This is a genomic window from Streptomyces sp. GL_148, from assembly GCF_057834205.1.
Genome location: NZ_CM174396.1, coordinates 5,602,897 through 5,621,292 on the forward strand (window position 1 = coordinate 5,602,897; position 18,396 = coordinate 5,621,292).

18 protein-coding genes are annotated in these 18,396 nt (G+C 71.1%); 11 read left to right on the forward strand and 7 right to left on the reverse strand.

Annotated elements, in window-relative coordinates; translation table 11 throughout:
* Positions 1-71 precede the first annotated feature (71 nt).
* The 3 genes from AC3IYI_RS25950 (at position 72) to AC3IYI_RS25960 (ending at position 1,979) form a co-directional block, all read left to right on the forward strand.
* Positions 72-764, forward strand: a complete 693-nt coding sequence (locus AC3IYI_RS25950) for a DUF1707 SHOCT-like domain-containing protein (RefSeq protein WP_489405997.1) — start codon at positions 72-74, stop codon at positions 762-764.
* A gap of 70 nt (positions 765-834) precedes the next feature.
* Entirely contained in the window at positions 835-1,434 is a 600-nt protein-coding gene (locus AC3IYI_RS25955; RefSeq protein ID WP_489405998.1) for a TIGR03086 family metal-binding protein, read from the forward strand.
* A 170-nt stretch (positions 1,435-1,604) separates the two neighbouring features.
* Positions 1,605-1,979 carry a WhiB family transcriptional regulator gene (locus tag AC3IYI_RS25960; protein ID WP_374213444.1) on the forward strand — a complete coding sequence of 125 codons (375 nt, stop codon included), beginning with the start codon at positions 1,605-1,607 and terminating at the stop codon, positions 1,977-1,979.
* 145 nt (positions 1,980-2,124) lie between these two features.
* Here the strand turns inward: AC3IYI_RS25960 and glpX are convergent, their stop codons facing one another.
* Positions 2,125-3,156, reverse strand: coding sequence for a class II fructose-bisphosphatase (gene glpX, locus AC3IYI_RS25965; protein ID WP_243335787.1), 1,032 nt, complete (start codon positions 3,154-3,156; stop codon positions 2,125-2,127).
* Positions 3,157-3,367: 211 nt separating this feature from the next.
* On the opposite strand from glpX, the gene AC3IYI_RS25970 reads away from it, so the two are divergent.
* Entirely contained in the window at positions 3,368-3,886 is a 519-nt protein-coding gene (locus tag AC3IYI_RS25970; protein ID WP_489411668.1) for a DUF4245 domain-containing protein, read from the forward strand.
* A gap of 81 nt (positions 3,887-3,967) precedes the next feature.
* On the opposite strand, the gene AC3IYI_RS25975 is transcribed toward AC3IYI_RS25970, so the two are convergent.
* From AC3IYI_RS25975 to AC3IYI_RS25990, 4 genes are all read right to left on the reverse strand, one after another.
* Positions 3,968-4,558, reverse strand: a complete 591-nt coding sequence (locus AC3IYI_RS25975; RefSeq protein WP_489405999.1) for a malonic semialdehyde reductase — start codon at positions 4,556-4,558, stop codon at positions 3,968-3,970.
* Positions 4,559-4,664: 106 nt separating this feature from the next.
* The gene (locus AC3IYI_RS25980) at positions 4,665-4,892 is read right to left on the reverse strand and encodes an exodeoxyribonuclease VII small subunit (protein ID WP_489406000.1); all 228 of its coding nucleotides are present in this window, start codon (positions 4,890-4,892) and stop codon (positions 4,665-4,667) included.
* A gap of 110 nt (positions 4,893-5,002) precedes the next feature.
* A complete protein-coding gene (gene xseA / locus AC3IYI_RS25985; RefSeq protein ID WP_489406001.1) occupies positions 5,003-6,220 on the reverse strand; it encodes an exodeoxyribonuclease VII large subunit in 1,218 nt (405 codons plus the stop codon).
* A gap of 9 nt (positions 6,221-6,229) precedes the next feature.
* On the reverse strand, positions 6,230-7,690 hold the full coding sequence (locus tag AC3IYI_RS25990) for an APC family permease (protein ID WP_489406002.1): 1,461 nt from the start codon (positions 7,688-7,690) through the stop codon (positions 6,230-6,232).
* An 87-nt stretch (positions 7,691-7,777) separates the two neighbouring features.
* Here AC3IYI_RS25990 and AC3IYI_RS25995 point away from each other — a divergent pair, with 87 nt between their 5' ends.
* On the forward strand, positions 7,778-8,818 hold the full coding sequence (locus AC3IYI_RS25995) for a 4-hydroxy-3-methylbut-2-enyl diphosphate reductase (protein WP_489406003.1): 1,041 nt from the start codon (positions 7,778-7,780) through the stop codon (positions 8,816-8,818).
* A 50-nt stretch (positions 8,819-8,868) separates the two neighbouring features.
* Entirely contained in the window at positions 8,869-9,615 is a 747-nt protein-coding gene (ppgK, locus tag AC3IYI_RS26000; protein ID WP_489406004.1) for a polyphosphate--glucose phosphotransferase, read from the forward strand.
* Positions 9,616-9,657: 42 nt separating this feature from the next.
* Here ppgK and AC3IYI_RS26005 read toward each other — a convergent pair whose 3' ends face one another.
* Entirely contained in the window at positions 9,658-10,137 is a 480-nt protein-coding gene (locus AC3IYI_RS26005) for a DUF6542 domain-containing protein (RefSeq protein ID WP_489406005.1), read from the reverse strand.
* Between the two features lie 133 nt (positions 10,138-10,270).
* On the opposite strand from AC3IYI_RS26005, the gene ychF reads away from it, so the two are divergent.
* On the forward strand, positions 10,271-11,359 hold the full coding sequence (ychF, locus tag AC3IYI_RS26010; RefSeq protein ID WP_489406006.1) for a redox-regulated ATPase YchF: 1,089 nt from the start codon (positions 10,271-10,273) through the stop codon (positions 11,357-11,359).
* A 133-nt stretch (positions 11,360-11,492) separates the two neighbouring features.
* Here the strand turns inward: ychF and AC3IYI_RS26015 are convergent, their stop codons facing one another.
* Positions 11,493-12,341, reverse strand: a complete 849-nt coding sequence (locus tag AC3IYI_RS26015; protein ID WP_489406007.1) for a hypothetical protein — start codon at positions 12,339-12,341, stop codon at positions 11,493-11,495.
* Between the two features lie 141 nt (positions 12,342-12,482).
* On the opposite strand from AC3IYI_RS26015, the gene AC3IYI_RS26020 reads away from it, so the two are divergent.
* The 4 genes from AC3IYI_RS26020 to AC3IYI_RS26035 all read left to right on the forward strand — a co-directional run bounded on the left by AC3IYI_RS26020 (position 12,483) and on the right by AC3IYI_RS26035 (position 18,354).
* Complete coding sequence (locus AC3IYI_RS26020) at positions 12,483-13,712, forward strand: CapA family protein (RefSeq protein WP_489406008.1); 1,230 nt, start codon at positions 12,483-12,485, stop codon at positions 13,710-13,712.
* 88 nt (positions 13,713-13,800) lie between these two features.
* On the forward strand, positions 13,801-16,116 hold the full coding sequence (locus AC3IYI_RS26025) for a HAMP domain-containing protein (protein WP_489406009.1): 2,316 nt from the start codon (positions 13,801-13,803) through the stop codon (positions 16,114-16,116).
* Between the two features lie 4 nt (positions 16,117-16,120).
* A complete protein-coding gene (gene pgsB / locus AC3IYI_RS26030; protein WP_489406010.1) occupies positions 16,121-17,875 on the forward strand; it encodes a poly-gamma-glutamate synthase PgsB in 1,755 nt (584 codons plus the stop codon).
* Positions 17,872-18,354 (forward strand): poly-gamma-glutamate biosynthesis protein PgsC/CapC, encoded by a 483-nt coding sequence (locus AC3IYI_RS26035; protein ID WP_243335815.1) that lies wholly within the window; start codon positions 17,872-17,874, stop codon positions 18,352-18,354. Before pgsB ends, AC3IYI_RS26035 begins: the two co-directional genes overlap by 4 nt.
* Positions 18,355-18,396 lie beyond the last annotated feature (42 nt).

Consider the following 18,396-nt stretch of genomic DNA (forward strand, 5'->3'; position numbering starts at 1 on the left):
GTGGCTTTTGTTGTGAGGTAAGGCTCACTGGCGAGTATCGCGATCTATCGTGTCTGGCTATGCTGGGGCGCGTGGACCTGGAAAAGCAGCCCTCACCCGCGCCGGCCCCCGCTCCCGCACCGGCCTCCGCGCCCGCCTCCGGGCTGCGCGCCTCCGACGCGGACCGGGACCGGATCGCGCAGATCCTCGCCGACGCCGTCGCCGAGGGCCGGCTGACCGCCGAGGAGCACTCCGAGCGGCTCGACTCGCTGTACGCGCTCAAGACCGTCGGCGAGCTGGACGTGCTCGTACGGGACCTGCCCGCGCCCGGCGCCGGTACCCGGCAGGAGGCGGCGTACGCGGGCGCGCCGGCGGGCGCGCCGGTCGAGACGGTCGTGGCCGTGTGCAGCAGCTCCTCCCGCAAGGGCCGCTGGCGGCCGGGCGCGCACACCCGCGCGGTCTCCGTCCTGGGCGACATCAGCATCGACCTGACCCAGGCGGTCTTCGAGCAGCAGGTCACCGAGATCAACGTGACCAGCGTCCTCGGCAACGTCGAGATCCTGGTCCCGGAGAACGTCACCCTGCGCGGCTACGGCAGCGGGGTCCTCGGCAACTTCGAGGTGCGCGGCGAGGGGCGCGGCGAGACCGACCCGCAGGCCCCGGTCGTGATCGTCCGCGGCTTCGCGCTGCTGGGCAACATCGAGGCCCGCCCCAAGCTCGGCGCCCGCCTGGTGGACCTGGCGAACCGGCTCCGCAAGGGCTGGGAGGAGGGTGGCACCCGGTAAGGCCGACATGGGGGCAACTGCCGCTGAAATCGTCCCCTTTGGCCGATAGGTGTCCCCGTAGGGTCGGGCCATGATCACATCCAAGTGGGACCTGCTCGACCAGGCGTACGCAGCGCTGCGCTCCGCCACCCTCGCCCTACCGGCCGACGCGCTGAGCGCGCCGACGCCGTGCGACCAGTGGAATGTCGGCCAAGTGCTCCAGCACGCGGCCGGCGACCAGCTCGCCTACGCGGGCCGCCTCACCGGCGGGCCGGGACCGGCCGAGGACCCCTTCGCGCCCACCGGCACCCTGGCCGGCAGCCCCGCGGAGCTGCTGGAGCCCGCCCTCGACGCCGCCGCCGAGGCCTTCGCCGGGGTGCGGCCGGGCACCGCCGAGGTGGCCGTCCCGCTGCCCCCCTTCACCCTCGACGCCGAGACCGCCGTCGCCGCGGCCGCCCTCGACGCGGCCGTCCACGCCTGGGACCTCGCGGTCGCCACCGGCCAGGCTTCCCCGCTGACCCCCGCCCTCGCGGCGGCCCTGAGCCCGGCCGCCCGGGCGCTGGCCGAGCCGCTGCACGGGTTCGCCTACGCCCCGGCGCTCGTCCCCGCGCCCGATCCGGACGCCGATCCGGCCGGTGCGCTGCTCGCCTTCCTGGGCCGCCGCCCCGACTGGGCGCCGTCCGGCGCGTGACGTCCGGGTGACGGGGGCGGGGCCGGGCGGGGTCGCGCGGGCCGGGCCGGGCGGGAGCACCTTTCGGTCGAACCGGCCGGATCGGCGGCACTCGGTGCATAGGGGCGCGCACAGCGGGTAGGGACAGGTGCGTCGCCTCTCGCTCGCGTATACGTCGTCAGGAGTAGACCGTGCCGCATCCGCCGCGCCAGTCCCTGCAGGTAGCCGCCGTCCAGAGTCTTCAGGGGCGCCCGGCGGCGGTCGTGCCGAAGCCGCGGGTGCCCGCCAGGGAAGAGGACGGCCCATGGCACGCGGACGCGGTGTGCCGGCGCGACGAGGCCGGCCTGTTCTTCGCCCCCTCCAAGGAGCCCACCGCCGCCCGGCTGTCCCGTGAGGACGCCGCCAAGCGGGTCTGCGCCCGCTGCCCCGTGATGGTCGCCTGCCGGGAGCACGCGCTGATCCAGCCCGAGCCCTACGGAGTCTGGGGCGGGCTGACGGCCGCCGAGCGCCGGGTGGTGCTGGCCCGCCGGCGGCGCCGGGCGGGGGAGCTGCGCGAAGCCTCGTAGGCGGCGCGGAGCTCCGTGGCGCGCGGTCCCGGAGCCGAGGGCATGAGGACATGCGGGCATGCCGAGGACATGAGGACATACGGAAGGGGCGCCCCCGCCGCACGCGGGAGCGCCCCTTCCGTGATGGTGCCGTGCCGCCCGCGGCCTACTTGGCGCGGTCGAAGTCGATCGCGCTGTACGCGCGGAGCTTCGAGAGGCGGTGGGTCGAGTCGATCTGCCGGATCGTGCCCGACTTCGAGCGCATGACCAGCGAGGAGGTCGTCGCGGTCTCCGAGCGGTAGTGGACGCCGCGCAGCAGCTCGCCGTCGGTGATGCCGGTGGCGACGAAGAACACGTTGTCGCCGGAGACCAGGTCGTCCGTGAACAGGACGCGGTCCAGGTCGTGGCCCGCGTCGATCGCCTTCTGGCGCTCGGCCTCGTCCTTGGGCCACAGCTTGCCCTGGATGGTGCCGCCCATGCACTTGATCGCGCAGGCCGAGATGATGCCCTCGGGGGTGCCGCCGATGCCGAGCAGCAGGTCGATGCCGCTGTCCTCCGTGACGGCCAGGACCGAGCCGGCGACGTCTCCGTCGGAGATGAACTTGATGCGCGCGCCGGTCTCGCGGATCTCCTTGACGATGCCCTCGTGGCGGGGGCGGTCGAGGATGATCACCGTGACGTCCTCCACGGCCATGTTCTTGGCCTTGGCGACGCGGCGGATGTTGACGGAGACCGGGGCGTTGATGTCGACGAAGTCGGCGGCCTCGGGACCGGTGACCAGCTTCTCCATGTAGAACACCGCGGACGGGTCGAACATGGTGCCGCGGTCGGCGGCCGCCAGAACGGCGATCGCGTTCGGCATGCCCTTGGCGTTCAGGGTGGTGCCGTCGATGGGGTCCACGGCGATGTCGACCTCGGCACCGGTGCCGTCGCCGACCCGCTCGCCGTTGAAGAGCATCGGGGCTTCGTCCTTCTCGCCCTCGCCGATGACGACGACGCCGTTCATCGAGACGGTGGAGATCAGGGTGCGCATCGCGTTGACGGCAGCGCCGTCGGCGCCGAGCTTGTCACCGCGCCCGACCCACCGGCCCGCGGCCATGGCGGCGGCCTCGGTGACCCGTACGAGTTCCAGGGCGAGGTTGCGGTCGGGTGCCTCCGGAGAGACTTCGAGCTGGGGCGGCAGGTTGTGCTCGGTCATCGGAGCGCACCTTTCTGTACGGCGACGGCCGGGAGTGAGGGTCCCTGGACTCTATCGGTACGTCGACATATTGAGCAGACCGGGTCACGTATGAGCGGCATATCGGTCAGGTGATTGTCCTGAGCGGACATCTTGCGCCGCCCGTGGCGCGCCGTGCGGACCCCGGCGGTGATCGCGCGCGGCCATGCGGGACGATGGTGTCGTGGCAGGTATGAAGGGCAAGCAGACGGTCGTGGACATGGTCCGGTCGCTGGCGGTGATCGGGCTCGTGGTCGGGGGGATCTATTTGGTCATCCCACATGACGAGAAGGCCGATCCGACGAAGGTGGTCGACTACCGCGTCGAAAGCCTCACGGCCCGGCGCGCGGCCCCGTACCCCGTGGCGGTGCCCGTCGGGCTGCCGCCGCAGTGGCGGGCGACCTCGGTCGGGTACGCGCGCAAGGACGCCAGTGCCTGGCACCTGGGCTTCCTGGACCCGGAGCAGCAGTACGTGGCGGTGGAGCAGTCCGCGGACGTCACGGACAAGTACATCGGGAAGGTCACCCGCAGGGCGCAGGCCACCGGGGAGACCCAGCAGGTCGGCGACCGGGTCTGGGAGCGCTGGGGCGGCGAGAAGTACGACGCCCTCGTGCGGCGCGAGCAGGGCCACGTCACGGTGGTGACCGGGACGGCCTCCTTCGAGCAGCTCGGCGCGATGGCCGCGGCGCTGGAGTTCAAGCAGGGCGCGTAGGGCGCTGCGCGACGCGGAAAGGCCGCCCTCCCCGGGTTCCGGGGAGGGCGGCCTTTCCGTTCACTGCCTGCGGGGCTGGGCTCAGACGGTCGTGATGACCTGGTCGAACGCCAGGCGCGGGGAGCGCGGGAACCAGGCGTCCTCGCCCGGCTTGCCGATGTTGACGACCATCAGCGGGGCGTGGTCGTCATCCAGGAACTCCTTCTGGATGCCCGCGTGGTCCATGCCGTTCATCGGACCGGCGGTCAGGCCGGCGGCGCGGACGCCGACGATGAAGTAGGCGGCCTGCAGGGTGGCGTTGAGCTTGGCGGACTGCTCGCGGACCGGGCGCTCGGAGAAGAAGACGTCCTTGGCCTGCGGGAAGTGCGGGAACAGCTCCGGGAGCTCCTCGTGGAACTCGATGTCGGCGGACAGGATCGCGACCAGCGGGGCGGCGGCGGTCTTGGCCTGGTTGCCCTCGGCCATGTGCTTCACGAGGCGCTCACGGGCCTCGGGGGAGCGGACCAGGGTGATGCGCAGCGGCGACTGGTTGAAAGCGGTCGGCGCGTACTTCACCAGGTCGTAGATCGCCTGGACCTGCTCCTCGGTCACCGGCTCGTCGGAGAACGTGTTGGCGGTGCGCGCCTCACGGAACAGGAGGTCCTGAGCGGCGGCGTCGAGAACGAGAGACATCGGAAAGCCTTCTTCTGTACGGGTGTACGGGACTGCGAAGCGATGTCCAGAGACTACGACGGAAGTAGATGAAAATTCAACTAAATCTCTTCGGGGGTGACCGGGATCACTCCCCGTCGGCCCCCTCCGTCGCCTCGCGCGCCGCCAGTGCCGAGTCCAGCCGGGCGCGGGCCCCCTCCAGCCAGTGGCGGCACACCTTCGCGAGCTCCTCGCCGCGCTCCCAGAGCGCGAGGGAGTCCTCCAGCGAGGTGCCGCCGGCCTCCAGCTTGCGGACGACCTCGATCAGCTCGTCCCGGGCCTGCTCGTACCCCAGCGCCGTATCGCTCTCGGCCATTCCCGCTCCCACCTTAACTTTGTAGTACAGCGAAATCTGTTGCGGCAGCGTGAAGTCGACTGCCGGTCAAGCGGCTTTCCAATGAAGCGACTTGCTGGTGAAGCGACTGGCTACGAGGGCTCTTCGGCGACCCGCACCGAGAACTCCCCCTCCGCCACCCGCGCCCGCAGCACATCGCCCGCCGACACGTCCTCGGGCGAGCGCACCACGTGCCCGTCGGCCCGCTGGAGCACCGCGTACCCGCGCTCCAGCGTGGCGGCCGGGGACAGCGCCACCACGCGGGCGAGCGTGTGCGCCAGCTCCGAATCGGCCCGGTCCAGCAAGTGCCCCAGGGTCCGGCGGCCGCGCGCCAGCAGCGCGTCGACCTCCGCCTCCCGGGTCTCCACCATCCGCTGGGGATGGACGAAGACCGGTCGAGCGAGCGCGTGCGCGAGCCCCCGCTCCTCCCGGTCGAGCAGCCCGCGCACGGCGCGCAGCCCCCGGCCCTGCAGCTGGCGCACCCGCTCCAGCTCCTCGCCGACGTCCGGGACCACCTTCTTCGCGGCGTCCGTGGGCGTGGACGCCCGCAGGTCCGCGACCAGGTCCAGCAGCGGGGAGTCCGGCTCGTGCCCGATCGCCGAGACCACGGGCGTACGGGCCGCCGCGACGGTCCGTACGACCTCCTCGTCGGAGAAGGGCAGCAGGTCCTCCACGCTGCCGCCGCCGCGGGCCACGATGATCACGTCCACCTCGGGCATGGAGTCCAGCTCCTTGACCGCCTGGATCACCTGGGGCACCGCGTGCACCCCCTGGACGGCGACGTTGCGGACCTCGAAGCGGACCGCCGGCCACCTGCGCCGGGCGTTCTCCAGGACGTCGCGCTCGGCCGCCGAGGCCCGCCCCACCACCAGACCGATCAGCTGCGGCAGGAACGGCAGCGGCTTCTTGCGGTCCAGCGCGAAGAGCCCCTCGGAGGCCAGCGAGCGCTTGAGCCGCTCCAGCCGGGCGAGGAGCTCGCCGATGCCGACGGGCCGTATCTCGGTGGCCCGCAGGGACAGCTGCCCGCGCGGGGCGTACCACTCGGGCTTGGCCAGCACGACCACGCGCGCGCCCTCCGACACGGAGTCCGCGACCTCGTCGAAGACCTGCCGGAAGCAGGTCACGCTGAGGGAGATGTCGTGCGAGGGATCGCGCAGCGTCAGGAAGACCACCCCCGCTCCCGGCCGTCGCGAGAGCTGCGTGATCTGCCCTTCCACCCACACCTGGCCGAGCTTGTCGATCCAGCCCCCGATGAGCCGGGACACCTGACCGACCGGCAGCGGCGCGTCAGCCGACGAATTCAGACCCATGCACGCAGGCTAACCGCCCGCACCGACACCGGCGTCGGGCCGGGGGACTTCGTCCTGCCCGCGTCGCCCGCGCTGGGCCACCAGGACGCACAGGCCCACCAGCAGCCACACCGCCCCCACCAGTTGAGCCGTCCACGAGGCCTCGACGATCACCGCGATGGTCACGGCGGCGCCGAGGACCGGGATCACCAGGTGCTTGAACCAGTTCGGGGCCCCCTCGCGGCGCTTGACCACGAACCAGCCGACCACCGAGGCGTGCAGCAGCGTGAACGCCACCAGCGCCCCGATGTCGACCACCGAGACCAGGTGGTCCAGCCCGTCGTCGCGCCGGGCCGCCCACACGGCCGCGATCAGGGTGACCGTCGCCGCCAGCAGCAGGGCCGGGCGCGGGGTGCCGTGCGAGGTGTGGGCGAGCACGCGGGGCAGCCGCCGCTCGCGGGCCATCGCGAAGAGCAGCCGGCCCGCCGCGGCCTGCCCGGCCAGCGCGGCGAAGGCGGCCCCGACGGCCTTGCTGACGGCGACCAGGTCGTGCAGCCACATCCCTACGGAGGCCTCGACCGTCGTGTAGAAGGCCGGGCCCTGCTTCCCCGGGTCGGCGGCCAGCTCCGCCGCCGTCAGGGGGCTGAGGAGGGCCGCCAGATAGGTCTGGGCGATGAACAGCACCCCGGTCAGCGCCAGGCAGAACAGCACCGCCCGAGCCACCTTCGCGCTGCCTCCGGTGACCTCCTCGGCGAAGGAGGCGATGGCGTCGAAGCCCAGGTAGGACAGGACCGCCACCGACACCGCGCCGAGCACCGCGGCCGTGGAGAACCCGCCGAGCGAGCCGTCGCCGGTGAAGGGGGAGAGCCAGTCGCGGTGCGCCGCGCCCCGCGCCAGTACGGTCACCGCCGAGACCAGGAACACCAGCAGGACCGCGATCTCCATGGCCAGCACGGCGAAGCCGACCCGCGCGGCGGCCCGTACGCCCCACAGGTTGAGCAGGGTGGTCACGATCACCGCCAGGGCCGTCCACACCCACCGGGAGACCTCCGGGACCAGGGCGTTCATGGCGATCCCGGAGAAGAGGTACGCGACCGCCGGGATCAGCAGGTAGTCGAGCATCGCCATCCAGCCGGCGATCAGCCCGGGACCCTCGCCGAGGCCCTTGCGGGCGTACGTGAAGACGGAGCCGGCCTGCGGGGCCACGCGCACCATCTGCGCGTAGGAGAAGGCCGTGAAGGCCATCGCCACCGTCGCGACGAGGTAGACGAGGGCGACGGCGCCGTGCGACTTGGCGTCGAGGGTGCCGAAGACGCCGACCGGGGCCATGGGGGCGATGAAGAGCAGTCCGTAGACCACCAGGTCCCGGAATCCGAGACTGCGGCGCAGCGAGGTCTCGGGCGCGGCGGGCGGGCCGCCGGTCGGGCCGCCGGTCGGGCCGGGCGGACCGGACGGGCCGGGCGGCGTGCTGGGATCCGTCGCGGACGCCATCTTTCCTCCGGGGGTATGACGGGTGCGGATGTTCGACCCAGTTTGTGCCGAACGGGCGACCCCCGGCCTGCTGGACACCCCCGTACGATGGAGCCCATGACTGCTGACGCCCCCGCTCCCGCTTCCCGCCGCGTTCTCCTCGCCGCCCCGCGCGGCTACTGCGCGGGCGTGGACCGAGCCGTGATCGCCGTCGAGAAGGCTCTCGAACAGTACGGCGCGCCGGTCTACGTGCGGCACGAGATCGTCCACAACAAGTACGTCGTGCAGACCCTGGAGAGGAAGGGAGCCATCTTCGTCGAGCGGACGGAGGAGGTCCCCGAGGGCTCCATCGTGATGTTCTCCGCGCACGGCGTGGCCCCCGTGGTGCACGAGGAGGCGGCGCGCGGCAAGCTCGCGACGATCGACGCGACCTGCCCGCTGGTCACCAAGGTCCACAAGGAAGCGATCCGCTACGCGAACGAGGACTTCGACATCCTCCTCATCGGCCACGAGGGCCACGAGGAGGTCATCGGCACCTCCGGCGAGGCCCCGGACCACATCACCATCGTGGACGGCCCGCACGACGTGGAGAAGGTCACCGTCCGCGACGAGTCGAAGGTCGTCTGGCTGTCGCAGACCACGCTCTCCGTCGACGAGACGATGGAGACGGTCGACGCCCTGAAGACCAAGTTCCCGCTGCTCGTCTCGCCGCCCAGCGACGACATCTGCTACGCCACCTCGAACCGCCAGGAGGCGGTCAAGGTGATGGGCAAGGACTGCGACCTGGTCATCGTCGTCGGCTCCAAGAACTCCTCGAACTCGATCCGCCTCGTCGAGGTCGCCCTCGACGCGGGCGCGAAGGCCTCGTACCTCGTGGACTTCGCGAGCGAGATCGACGAGGCCTGGCTGGAGGGCGTCACCACCGTCGGTCTGACCTCGGGCGCCTCGGTGCCGGAGGTGCTGGTCGAAGAGGTGCTGGAGTGGCTGGCCGCGCGCGGGTACGCGGACGTGGAGATCGTCAAGACGGCCGAGGAGTCCATCGTCTTCTCCCTGCCCAAGGAACTGCGCCGCGACCTGCGCGCGGAGGCGGCGGAGCTCGTGGCGGCGCCGGGCGCGGCCCAGAGTGCGGCCCAGGGCGCACAGAAGTAGGCATCTCCCCGGCAGGGCGCTCGGGCGGGTCCTTTCGTACGGTTGAGTCCATGGAGATCTTCGGCGTGGACATCGGCGGTTCCGGGATCAAGGGCGCTCCCGTGGACCTGAACCGTGGCGACCTGGCGCAGGAGCGCCACAAGGTGCTGACACCGCAGCCGGCCACCCCCGACGGGGTGGCCGGCTGCGTCGTCGAGGTGGTGCGCCACTTCGGCTGGGACGGCCCGGTGGGGGTCACCTTCCCCGGGGTGGTCACGGGCGGTGTGACCCGGTCGGCGGCCAACATGGACAAGGCCTGGGTCGGCGTGGACACGGCCGCGCTGCTCTCCTCGCGCCTGGACGGCCGTCCGGTGACGGTCCTGAACGACGCGGACGCGGCCGGGGTCGCGGAGATGGCCTACGGGGCGGGGCGCGGGGTCGACGGCACCGTCATCCTGCTCACGCTGGGCACCGGGATCGGCAGCGCGCTGTTCACGGGCGGGCGGCTGGTGCCCAACACGGAGCTCGGCCACCTGGAGCTGAAGGGCCACGACGCGGAGACGCGGGCCTCGGTGAAGGCGAAGGAGGACGGGGACCTGACCTGGGAACACTGGGCGCGCCGCGTCGGGAAGTACCTGGCGCACGTGGAGATGCTGTTCTCCCCGGACCTCTTCATCATCGGCGGCGGCGTGAGCCGCAAGCCGGAGAAGTTCCTGCCGCTGATCGAGGGCGTCCGGGCGCGGATCGTGCCGGCGGAACTCCAGAACAACGCGGGCATCGTGGGCGCGGCGATGGCGGCGCGCTCGGCGTCGCAGTAGGCCCCTGCCCCTGCCCCTGCCCCGGCTCCGGCCCCGCCGCGCTCAGGCGACGCGGCGGGGCATCCGGCGGCGGCCGATGAGGACGGCCTTGCGCACCACCGTGATCAGCGCCGCCACGAGCGTGCCGGCGTACAGCCAGCCGGCGTGCAGGGACAGCGCGGACACCAGCCCCATCACCTCGCCCGCGAAGCCGCCGGAGCCGCCCGACACGGGCCACACTCCGGCGGCGAAGGCGATCGGGGCGATGATCGGCGCGGTGATCAGGTCGGCGGGCCGCACCCACAGCGCGGTGGCGGCCGCGACGGGCAGGAAGAACAAGCCGTAGACGAACAGCGAGGCGTCGAACAGCAGCCAGTCGAGGCCGCCGATCAGGAACATCGCGGCGCAGGCGAAGAGCCCGCCGCCGAGCCCGGTCAGCCGGGGCCGCGGCAGCCGGCGCACCAGGGCGGGCGCCCGCTGGGGGGACCGCGCGGGGGACCGCTCCGCCGGGTGACGTACCGTACGCGCCTCGTATCGCTCCACCCCCCAAAACTAGGCGGGGAGGCCGCCGATCGTGTGCCCGGACACGCGTACATCCGTGCCCCCTCATCGAAAGTAAACTGCTCCTTGGCCCACTCCGGGCCGCCGCCCCCTCCAGCTACGGGAAGTCGCCAACGTGTCGCTCACGATCGGAATCGTCGGCCTGCCGAATGTCGGCAAGTCGACCCTGTTCAACGCCCTGACCAAGAACGACGTGCTGGCGGCCAACTACCCGTTCGCCACGATCGAGCCGAACGTCGGCGTCGTCGGCGTTCCGGACGCGCGCCTCGGCGTCCTGGCCGGCATCTTCGGCTCGCAGAAGCTGCTCCCGGCGACGGTCGACTTCGTCGACATCGCGGGCATCGTGCGCGGTGCGTCGGAGGGCGAGGGCCTCGGCAACAAGTTCCTCGCGAACATCCGCGAGTCGGACGCGATCTGCCAGGTCATCCGCGCCTTCAAGGACGAGAACGTCGTCCACGTCGACGGCAAGGTCTCGCCGAAGGACGACATCGAGACCATCAACACCGAGCTGATCCTCGCGGACCTCCAGTCCATCGAGAAGGCGGTGCCGCGCCTGACGAAGGAGTCCCGCCTCCAGAAGGAGAAGGTCGCGGTCCTCGCCGCCGTCGAGAAGGCCCAGAAGATCCTCGAAGCGGGCGACACCCTCTTCTCCAAGGGCATCTCCAAGGGCACGGAGCAGGGCGACCTCCTCCACGAGCTGCACCTCCTCACGGTCAAGCCGTTCCTCTACGTCTTCAACGTGGACGAGGACGAGCTGACGGACGACGCCTTCAAGGCCGAGCAGAGCGCGCTGGTGGCCCCGGCCGAGGCGATCTTCCTCAACGCCAAGCTGGAGGCGGAGCTCATCGAGCTCGACGACGACGAGGCGCTCGAGCTCCTGCAGTCGGTCGGTCAGGAGGAGCCCGGCATGGCCACCCTCGGCCGCGTCGGCTTCGCGACCCTGGGCCTGCAGACCTACCTGACGGCCGGCCCGAAGGAAACGCGCGCCTGGACCATCAAGAAGGGCGCCACCGCCCCCGAGGCCGCCGGCGTGATCCACACGGACTTCCAGCGCGGCTTCATCAAGGCCGAGGTCATCTCCTTCGAGGACCTGGTCGCCTGCGGCTCGGTCACCGAGGCCCGCTCCAAGGGCAAGGCCCGCATGGAGGGCAAGGACTACGTCATGCAGGACGGCGACGTGGTCGAGTTCCGCTTCAACGTCTGAGTGGCTGCCAGGGGCCGGCTCCTGCGGGAGCCGGCCCCTTCGGCGTACGGCCAAGAGGGGTCAAACCCGACTAACGCAACCAATCCGACGAAGGTGACCAGGGCGAGCAATGGGATTACTAGCGTCAATGTGGTCACGAATTAGACCAACGCTTGGTGAGGACCGTTATCGCCTCGGTCACATCGTCGAGGCGGGCGTCGTCCGTCCTTATCACCCTTGCGAGCTCGATGTGGAGAAAGCGGAGCTTTTCCTCGGCCGCCACCTGACCCTGCTCGTTCGAGGTGCCGGACAGCTTGCATTTGCGGGCATTGGCCCGGCAGACCTCCAGGCCCTCCTCGGTCAGCGCCGCCGACAGGGTCCTGGCCTCGGACACCGCCCGGTCCCCGGCTCCCGTCGAGACCACGGCGTCGAATTCGGGGAAGGACTCGTTGGCGAAGCCGTGCAGCTGCACCCCCGGCAGGCGGCGCTCCATCAGCTCCTCGATGACCTCGTGGAACACCGAGTCCGTCCGGTGCGCGACGTCGGCCGCGTCCCCTTCGCCCGCGGTCCGGTGGGCTCCGGCGAGCACCAGCACTCCGCCGGGCGCCCCGCGCAGCACCCGGGCGCCGAGCCGCTCGGTCTCCTGGTCGGCGATGGGGTGCGGGACCTGCACGCTCCAGCTCAGCCGCACGCCCAGATTCACGTACACCCGGCCCCAGCCCCGGTTCGCCGAGCCCGAAGCGCTCGCCGCGTCCGCGACCTCGGCGAAGTCGCGGCCGCTCGCCGTGTCCGTGAAGGCCTGCACGGTGAAATCGACCTCGGCCAGGCGCTTGCGCGCCGCGTCCTCCTTCCCGTCGAGGAGGAGGGCTACCCCCTTGGCGACCGTCCGGCGCTCGGCCGCGGTGGGGATGCGGTAGCCCCCTCGCTCGCCGAATCCCTGGGTGAATGCCGTAATCCGCTTTTCCAGGTCGACCCCGGGGGCCGCCGAAGGTCTGGAATTCACCTGGATTTCGCCCGATGGTTGCCCGGCGGAGAGCGTGAAATACGCCACAATCGCGGCTACGACCAGCACCGCGCACAGAGTTGCCTTAATCGTTATACGTTTCGCGAGGAACGGAGTCATGATCGGATAAAGATAGACCGAGTGAAGATATCCGTCTCTCTCGTCACGCTCCGCACAGGAGCGCTCACCCTGCTCCTGTCCACAGCCCTCGCCGGGTGTGGACTCCTCGGAGGCGGGGAACCCGGTGGCGATGCCAAGGGCCGCCTGTCGACGGGGGCCGGTGGGCGTTCCTTCACCGTGGCCTCGGCCGGTGACGTTCTCATCCACCCCGAGCTGACCACTCAGGCCGAGCAGGACGCCAAGGCCAAGGGCAAGGGCGGCATGGACTTCGGGGCGATCATGGCCGGGGTGAAGCCGGTCATCAGCAAGGCCGACCTGGCGATCTGCCACATGGAGCCGGTGCTGGGCAAGCCGGAGGGGCCGTTCCAGAGCTTCCCGGACTTCATCGCGCCGCCGCAGATCACCACGACCCTCAAGGACATCGGGTACGACACCTGCTCGACCGCGTCGAACCACGCGCTCGACCACGGTGAGGGCGGCGTCAAGAACACCCTCGACGCCCTCGACAAGGCGGGCCTGAAGCACACCGGCACCGCCCGCAACCAGGCGGAGGGCACCAAGCCGCTGATCATGGACGTCAAGGGCGTCAAGGTCGCGCAGATCTCCTTCGCCGGCGGGTTCAACGGACGTCAGATCCCCGCGGACAAGCCCTGGCTGGCCAACAAGACCTCGCTGGAGACCATCTCGGCCGCCGAGAAGGCCGCCCGCGCCGCCGGCGCCGAGGTCGTCATCCTCAGCATCCACTGGGGCAAGGAGCACCAGCCGGCCCCGAACTCGCTCCAGCTGAGCCTCGCCAAGAAGATCGCCGAGAAGACCGGCATCAACCTGGTCATCGGCCACCACGCCCACGTCGTCCAGCCCATGGAGAAGGTCGGCGGCGTCTGGGTCGCGTACGGGCTCGGCAACCAGCTCGCCCGGCACGAGGTGCCCAGCGGGCTGTCCGAGGAAGGCGTCATCGGCTGGTTCGAATTCGCCGAGAAGAACGGCAGGTGGGACGTCAAGGCCCGGTACGTCCCCACCTTCGTGGAGCTGCCGCCGGACCTGGAGGTCACCGACCCCGCGGTGAAGCTGCCCGAGACCGGACAGGTCAAGGACCACCGGCTGATCGACCTCGCCACCGCGCTGAAGAACGACGGCGGGCTGTCGGCGGAACGGCGTGCCCGCTACCAGCTCGCGTACGACCGCACCCAGGGCACCCTGCTCAACCGGGGCGGCAGCGAGGATGGACTGGAGCCCCTGGCGAACCGTTAGGACCGGGGAGACGTCCACTCACCGGAGGGGTCGCACAGCGACCACCCCACCCGCACCCGCACCATTACCCACATCCACAGGAGTCCCGTTGTCCGCGTCGCGCACGAAGCGGCGGCAGAAGGCCCGCCGAAGGGCTGACATGTCGCTGCTGGGCGGCATCCGGCCGCCCATCGCCGCGCTGTCCGCGCTGCTGCTCGCACTTGCCGCGCTCACCGCCTTCCACCTCGGCAAGGTGGGCAATGAGGCCGTCCCCGAGGCGGTCCGCACCTCCCAGCAGTACTTCGCGGAGGACGGCGCCATCGCGATGCGGGCCTCGCTGGACGAGTCGATCACCGACCTCTCCCGCACGGCCACCCTCTTCAACGCGGGCGCCCCGGTCTCCGCCGACACGGTGCTCGACAAGCTCGGCAACGTCTACCAGAAGTGGCGCGGCATGGCCGTCGTCGAGGTCAAGTCGGGACGGCTGGAGGCCCAGCGCGGCGAGAACGTGCCGCTGACCGCCATCGACTCCACCAAGCTCGCCGAGGCCAACGGCCTCGTCCCGCGCATGGTGCGGCTGGAGAACGGCGAGACCCGCCTGCTCACCTTCGCCGTCCTGTCCTGGCCCGGCCAGCCCCAGAAACTGCTCGTCGCCTCGAGCAGCCTGCGGTTCCCCGGCGTCAGCCTCGGCAAGTTCCGCGCCATCGCGGTCACCGACTCCACCGGCACGATCCTCAGCAGCGACGGACTCGCCAACGACGAGCAGATCCAGTCCGACGAGGTCAAGGAAGAGACCGAGCGGTCCCGCAAGCAGCTCAAGAAGTACGCCAAGATCGCCGCGAAGAAGACCAAGGCCAACCCTCTGACCACCAAGGAGCCCGGCGGGGGCGGCTTCCGCGGCGTCAGCGGCAGCCTGCTCGGCCCCTCCAACGACGGAGAGCGGACCGTCGTCGGCTACGCGAGCCTGACCGGCCCCGAGGCGGGCAAGGGCACGGCGGCCACCGCCCTCGGGCTGACCGTCATCTCCCTCATCAACGTCACCGAGGACCGCGCCGCCCTCGTCGACCCCTTCTTCGGGATCGTCGCCGCGGCCGTCCTGCTGGTCATCGGCCTCCTCGCCGTCTCCCTCCTCATCGGCACCGTGCAGAAGCCGCTGCTCCAGCTCTTCCTGGAGAGCCGACGGCTCAGCCGCGGTGACCTGAACCGTCCGGTCAACCGTCCCAAGTACGGCGAGGCCGCCCGCATCGGCACCGCCCTGGAGCGGCTGCGCCGCCAGTTGCTCGGCGAGTCCGCCGAGGACCAGAAGGCGCACCACCCCGGCCGCGGCCGCGGCCGGATCGGCGCCCGCGCCCTGCTCGCCGCCTGCGGCGCGCTCCTGCTGCTGTGGTCCGCGCCCCTGGTGCTGCTGCTCAATCGGGCAGGCGATTCCGTCGGCGTACCGCAGACGATCGTCCACGACCAGCGCGAACGCACCGACACCCTGGCCGACCGGGTCCGCCGCGCCCTCAACGAGGGGCACACAGACCTCGCCTCCGTGGGCTCGCTGATCGGCCCGGCCACCACCCCCGCCGAGATGACCGGCATCCTGGAGCGCACCCTCACGCAGCACCAGCGCTACGAGGCCCTGTACGTCCTCCAGGCGGACGGGACCATCAGCGCCAAGGTCGGGGCCGCGCCCCGGCGCCCGCAGGGCAAGGCACCCGCCGTCGACGAGCCCGTGGTGCTGCTCGAGTCCGGCAACGCGCCGGTCATCGTCGAGTTCGCCGCGGCCCCCGGCCTCAAGGGCGCGTCCGTGGTCGGAGAGCTGCGCATCGACTTCCTCAACTCCCTGCTCAAGCGTCCCGGCCTGGGCGAGATCCGGGTGATCGACGAGAAGCAGCGCGTCATCGGCGGCAACAACGGCTACCTGGCCTTCTCGCAGCTGCCCAACGACAGCCTGCGGGCGCTCGTGGCCGGCACCAACCAGAAGGTCGGCAAGGGCCCGCGCCCCAGCAGCGTCGTGCTGCGCGGCGGCAACGACGACATCACCATCGCCGCCGCCGTCCCGATGGCGGGCGGCGGCGCCGCGAAGCCGCTGACCTGGACCGTGGTCAGCTGGCAGCCCGCCAAGGGCCTGGCCATTCCCGAGTACAACCTGCAGAACCGCACGGTGCTGGCCGGCCTGCTCGGCCTCACGGCCGCCCTGGTCTGTCTCGGCTGGCTCCAGATCGTGGTGGTCCAGGCGCTGCGCGAACTCACGCGGCGCGCGGAAGCCCTGGCGGACGGCGATCGCCGCACCGTCCTCTACCCGCGCCACCACGACGAGGTCGGCGCCGTGACCCGCAGCCTGGAAGTCATCAGGCAGCAGCTCCAGGAGCTGCGCAAGCGGGAAGCCACCAGCACCGCCGGCCGGTCCGGCCAGGCTGCCAAGGCCGGAAGGAACTGACCCCGTGCTCTTTCTCTTCAGCGTGTTGGTCGTCTGCTGCGTGGTGATGCTGATCGCCGGCATCATCGAGCAGCGGCGGCACTTCGCCAATCTGGAAGAAATACCCACCCGGGTGCTGGTCAACGGCATCCGCGGCAAGAGCTCCATCACCCGCCTCGTCGCGGGCGCACTGCGCGGCGGCGATCTGGTCACGGTCGCCAAGACCACCGGCACCGCGGCCCGCTTCATCCACCCCGACGCCACCGAGGAGCCGGTCTACCGCAAGTTCGGCATCGCCAACGTCGTCGAGCAGATCGGCATCGTGCGCCGTGCGGCGGCCTACAAGCCCGACGCGCTGGTCATGGAGTGCATGGCCGTCATGCCGCCGCTCCAGGAGCTCAACCAGGCCAAGCTGATCCAGTCCACCATCGGTGTGCTGTGCAACGTGCGCGAGGACCACGTGGCCGAGATGGGCCCGACCCTCGACGACATCGGCCGCTCGCTGTCCCGCTCCATGCCGCACGGCGGCATCTGCGTCACCGCCGAGAAGGACCGCTTCCACGTCCTCCAGGAGGAAGCGGACGCGCGGAACTGCCGGCTCGTCTACGCGGACCCCGAGATCGTCAGCGACGAGGAGCTGCGCGGCTTCAGCTGGTTCACCTTCAAGGAGAACGTGGCCATCGCGCTGGTCGTGGCCGATCTCCTCGGCATCGACCGGGAGACCGCGCTGCAGGGCATGTACGACGCTCCGCCGGACCCGGGTGTGCTCTCCGTCGAGCGTTACGTCGGCCCCGGCGACAAGCGGCTGCGGTTCGCCAACGTCTTCGCGGCCAACGACCCCGAGTCCACGCTGATGAACATCAACCAGCTCCTCGACCTCGGCGCGATCAACCGCCCGCTGAACGTGGTCATCAACTGCCGGCCCGACCGCGTCGAGCGCAACGGCCAGATGGGCCAGATCGTTCCCGATCTCCAGCCCGACAAGGTGTTCGTGATCGGCCACCCGTCGAAGAGCGCCATCGACGCGATCCCCGCCGACTGGCGCGGCCGTGCCGTCGACCTCGGCGGCGACGGCCGCGACGGCGAAGAGTTCATGAACGAGCTGTTCGACCACCTCAGCGCGGACTCCTCGCTCGTGGCCATCGGCAACATCCACGGCCAGGGCGAGATCCTGCTGGAGCACCTCGCCGAGCTGCCCTCCTTCGAGGAGGACGGCGACGCCCTGCCCGCGCCGGGCGCACCCACGCAGCACGTACGGCACGACCAGACCATGACGCTGTACCTCAAGCACCTCGACCCGTACGCGAACCTGCCCGCGGCCGAGGAAGCCCGTCGGATGCGCAACCCCCAGATCCCGCCGCCGCGCGGCGCGGGGCAGCAGTACCCGAACCAGCAGTACCCGCACCAGCACTACCAGAGCCAGCAGTTCCCGCAGCAGCAGTTCCCGCAGCCCCAGCAGTACGAGCCCGCGTACGAGCAGTTCTCGTCCGCGGAGCAGCAGTACCAGGCACAGCAGCAGCAGTACCAGGCGCAGCAGCAGCACCAGCAGCGCCAGCAGCAGCACCCGCAGCACCCGCAGCGCCCGGAGCTGGTGTCGGCGGCGTGGCCGCAACTCCAGCAGCCGCAGCCGCTGCCCCTGCATCCGCAGCCCCTGCAGCAGCAGCCGCAGCTCCCGCCGCCACCCCGGCAGCCCCAGGACCCGCAGTCCCAGAACGCCCACCCCGAGAACCCGCAGCACCCGCGGCCCCCGCAGTGGTCTAACCCAGGAGAACCCCGTTGATCCCCGCCGTCCTCACCCCCGAGATCGCCGCGATCGGCATCGCCCTGGGTCTGCTGTTCTCCCTGGTCTGCTACCTGACGACCAACCTTTCCCCCGGCGGCATGATCACCCCGGGCTGGCTCGCCCTCACCCTGATCGAGGACCTCCAGCGCGCCGCGATCGTCCTCGGCGTCACCGTCCTGACGTACGCGCTCACGCTCGTCGCGCAGCGCTACGTGATCCTCTACGGCAAGCGGCTGTTCGCGACCGTCGTGCTCATCGGCGTGCTGCTCCAGGGCGGCGTCGTGATCCTGCTGCAGATGAAGTTCCCGCTGCTGTACGCGAACCAGACCCTCGGCTTCATCGTGCCCGGCCTGATCGCCTACCAGCTGGTCCGCCAGCCCAAGGGGGCCACGCTGCTGGCCACCGGTTCCGCGACCCTCATGACGTACGTCGTGCTGACCGCCGGCATCCTGCTCGGCGTCATGCCGCACGCGTGACCCCGCCGCGGCCCTCCGCCCCCGCCCGTCCTTTCGCCCGCT

Coding starts and splice junctions, on each gene's coding strand:
- AC3IYI_RS25955 (WP_489405998.1), top strand. CDS start 835: ATGATCACATCCAAGTGGGACCTGCTCGACCAGGCGTACGCAGCGCTG.
- AC3IYI_RS25995 (WP_489406003.1), top strand. CDS start 7,778: ATGGAGCCCATGACTGCTGACGCCCCCGCTCCCGCTTCCCGCCGCGTT.
- AC3IYI_RS25970 (WP_489411668.1), top strand. CDS start 3,368: ATGAAGGGCAAGCAGACGGTCGTGGACATGGTCCGGTCGCTGGCGGTG.
- AC3IYI_RS25980 (WP_489406000.1), bottom strand. CDS start 4,892: ATGGCCGAGAGCGATACGGCGCTGGGGTACGAGCAGGCCCGGGACGAG.
- xseA (WP_489406001.1), bottom strand. CDS start 6,220: ATGGGTCTGAATTCGTCGGCTGACGCGCCGCTGCCGGTCGGTCAGGTG.
- AC3IYI_RS25975 (WP_489405999.1), bottom strand. CDS start 4,558: ATGTCTCTCGTTCTCGACGCCGCCGCTCAGGACCTCCTGTTCCGTGAG.
- glpX (WP_243335787.1), bottom strand. CDS start 3,156: ATGACCGAGCACAACCTGCCGCCCCAGCTCGAAGTCTCTCCGGAGGCA.
- ppgK (WP_489406004.1), top strand. CDS start 8,869: ATGGAGATCTTCGGCGTGGACATCGGCGGTTCCGGGATCAAGGGCGCT.
- AC3IYI_RS25990 (WP_489406002.1), bottom strand. CDS start 7,690: ATGGCGTCCGCGACGGATCCCAGCACGCCGCCCGGCCCGTCCGGTCCG.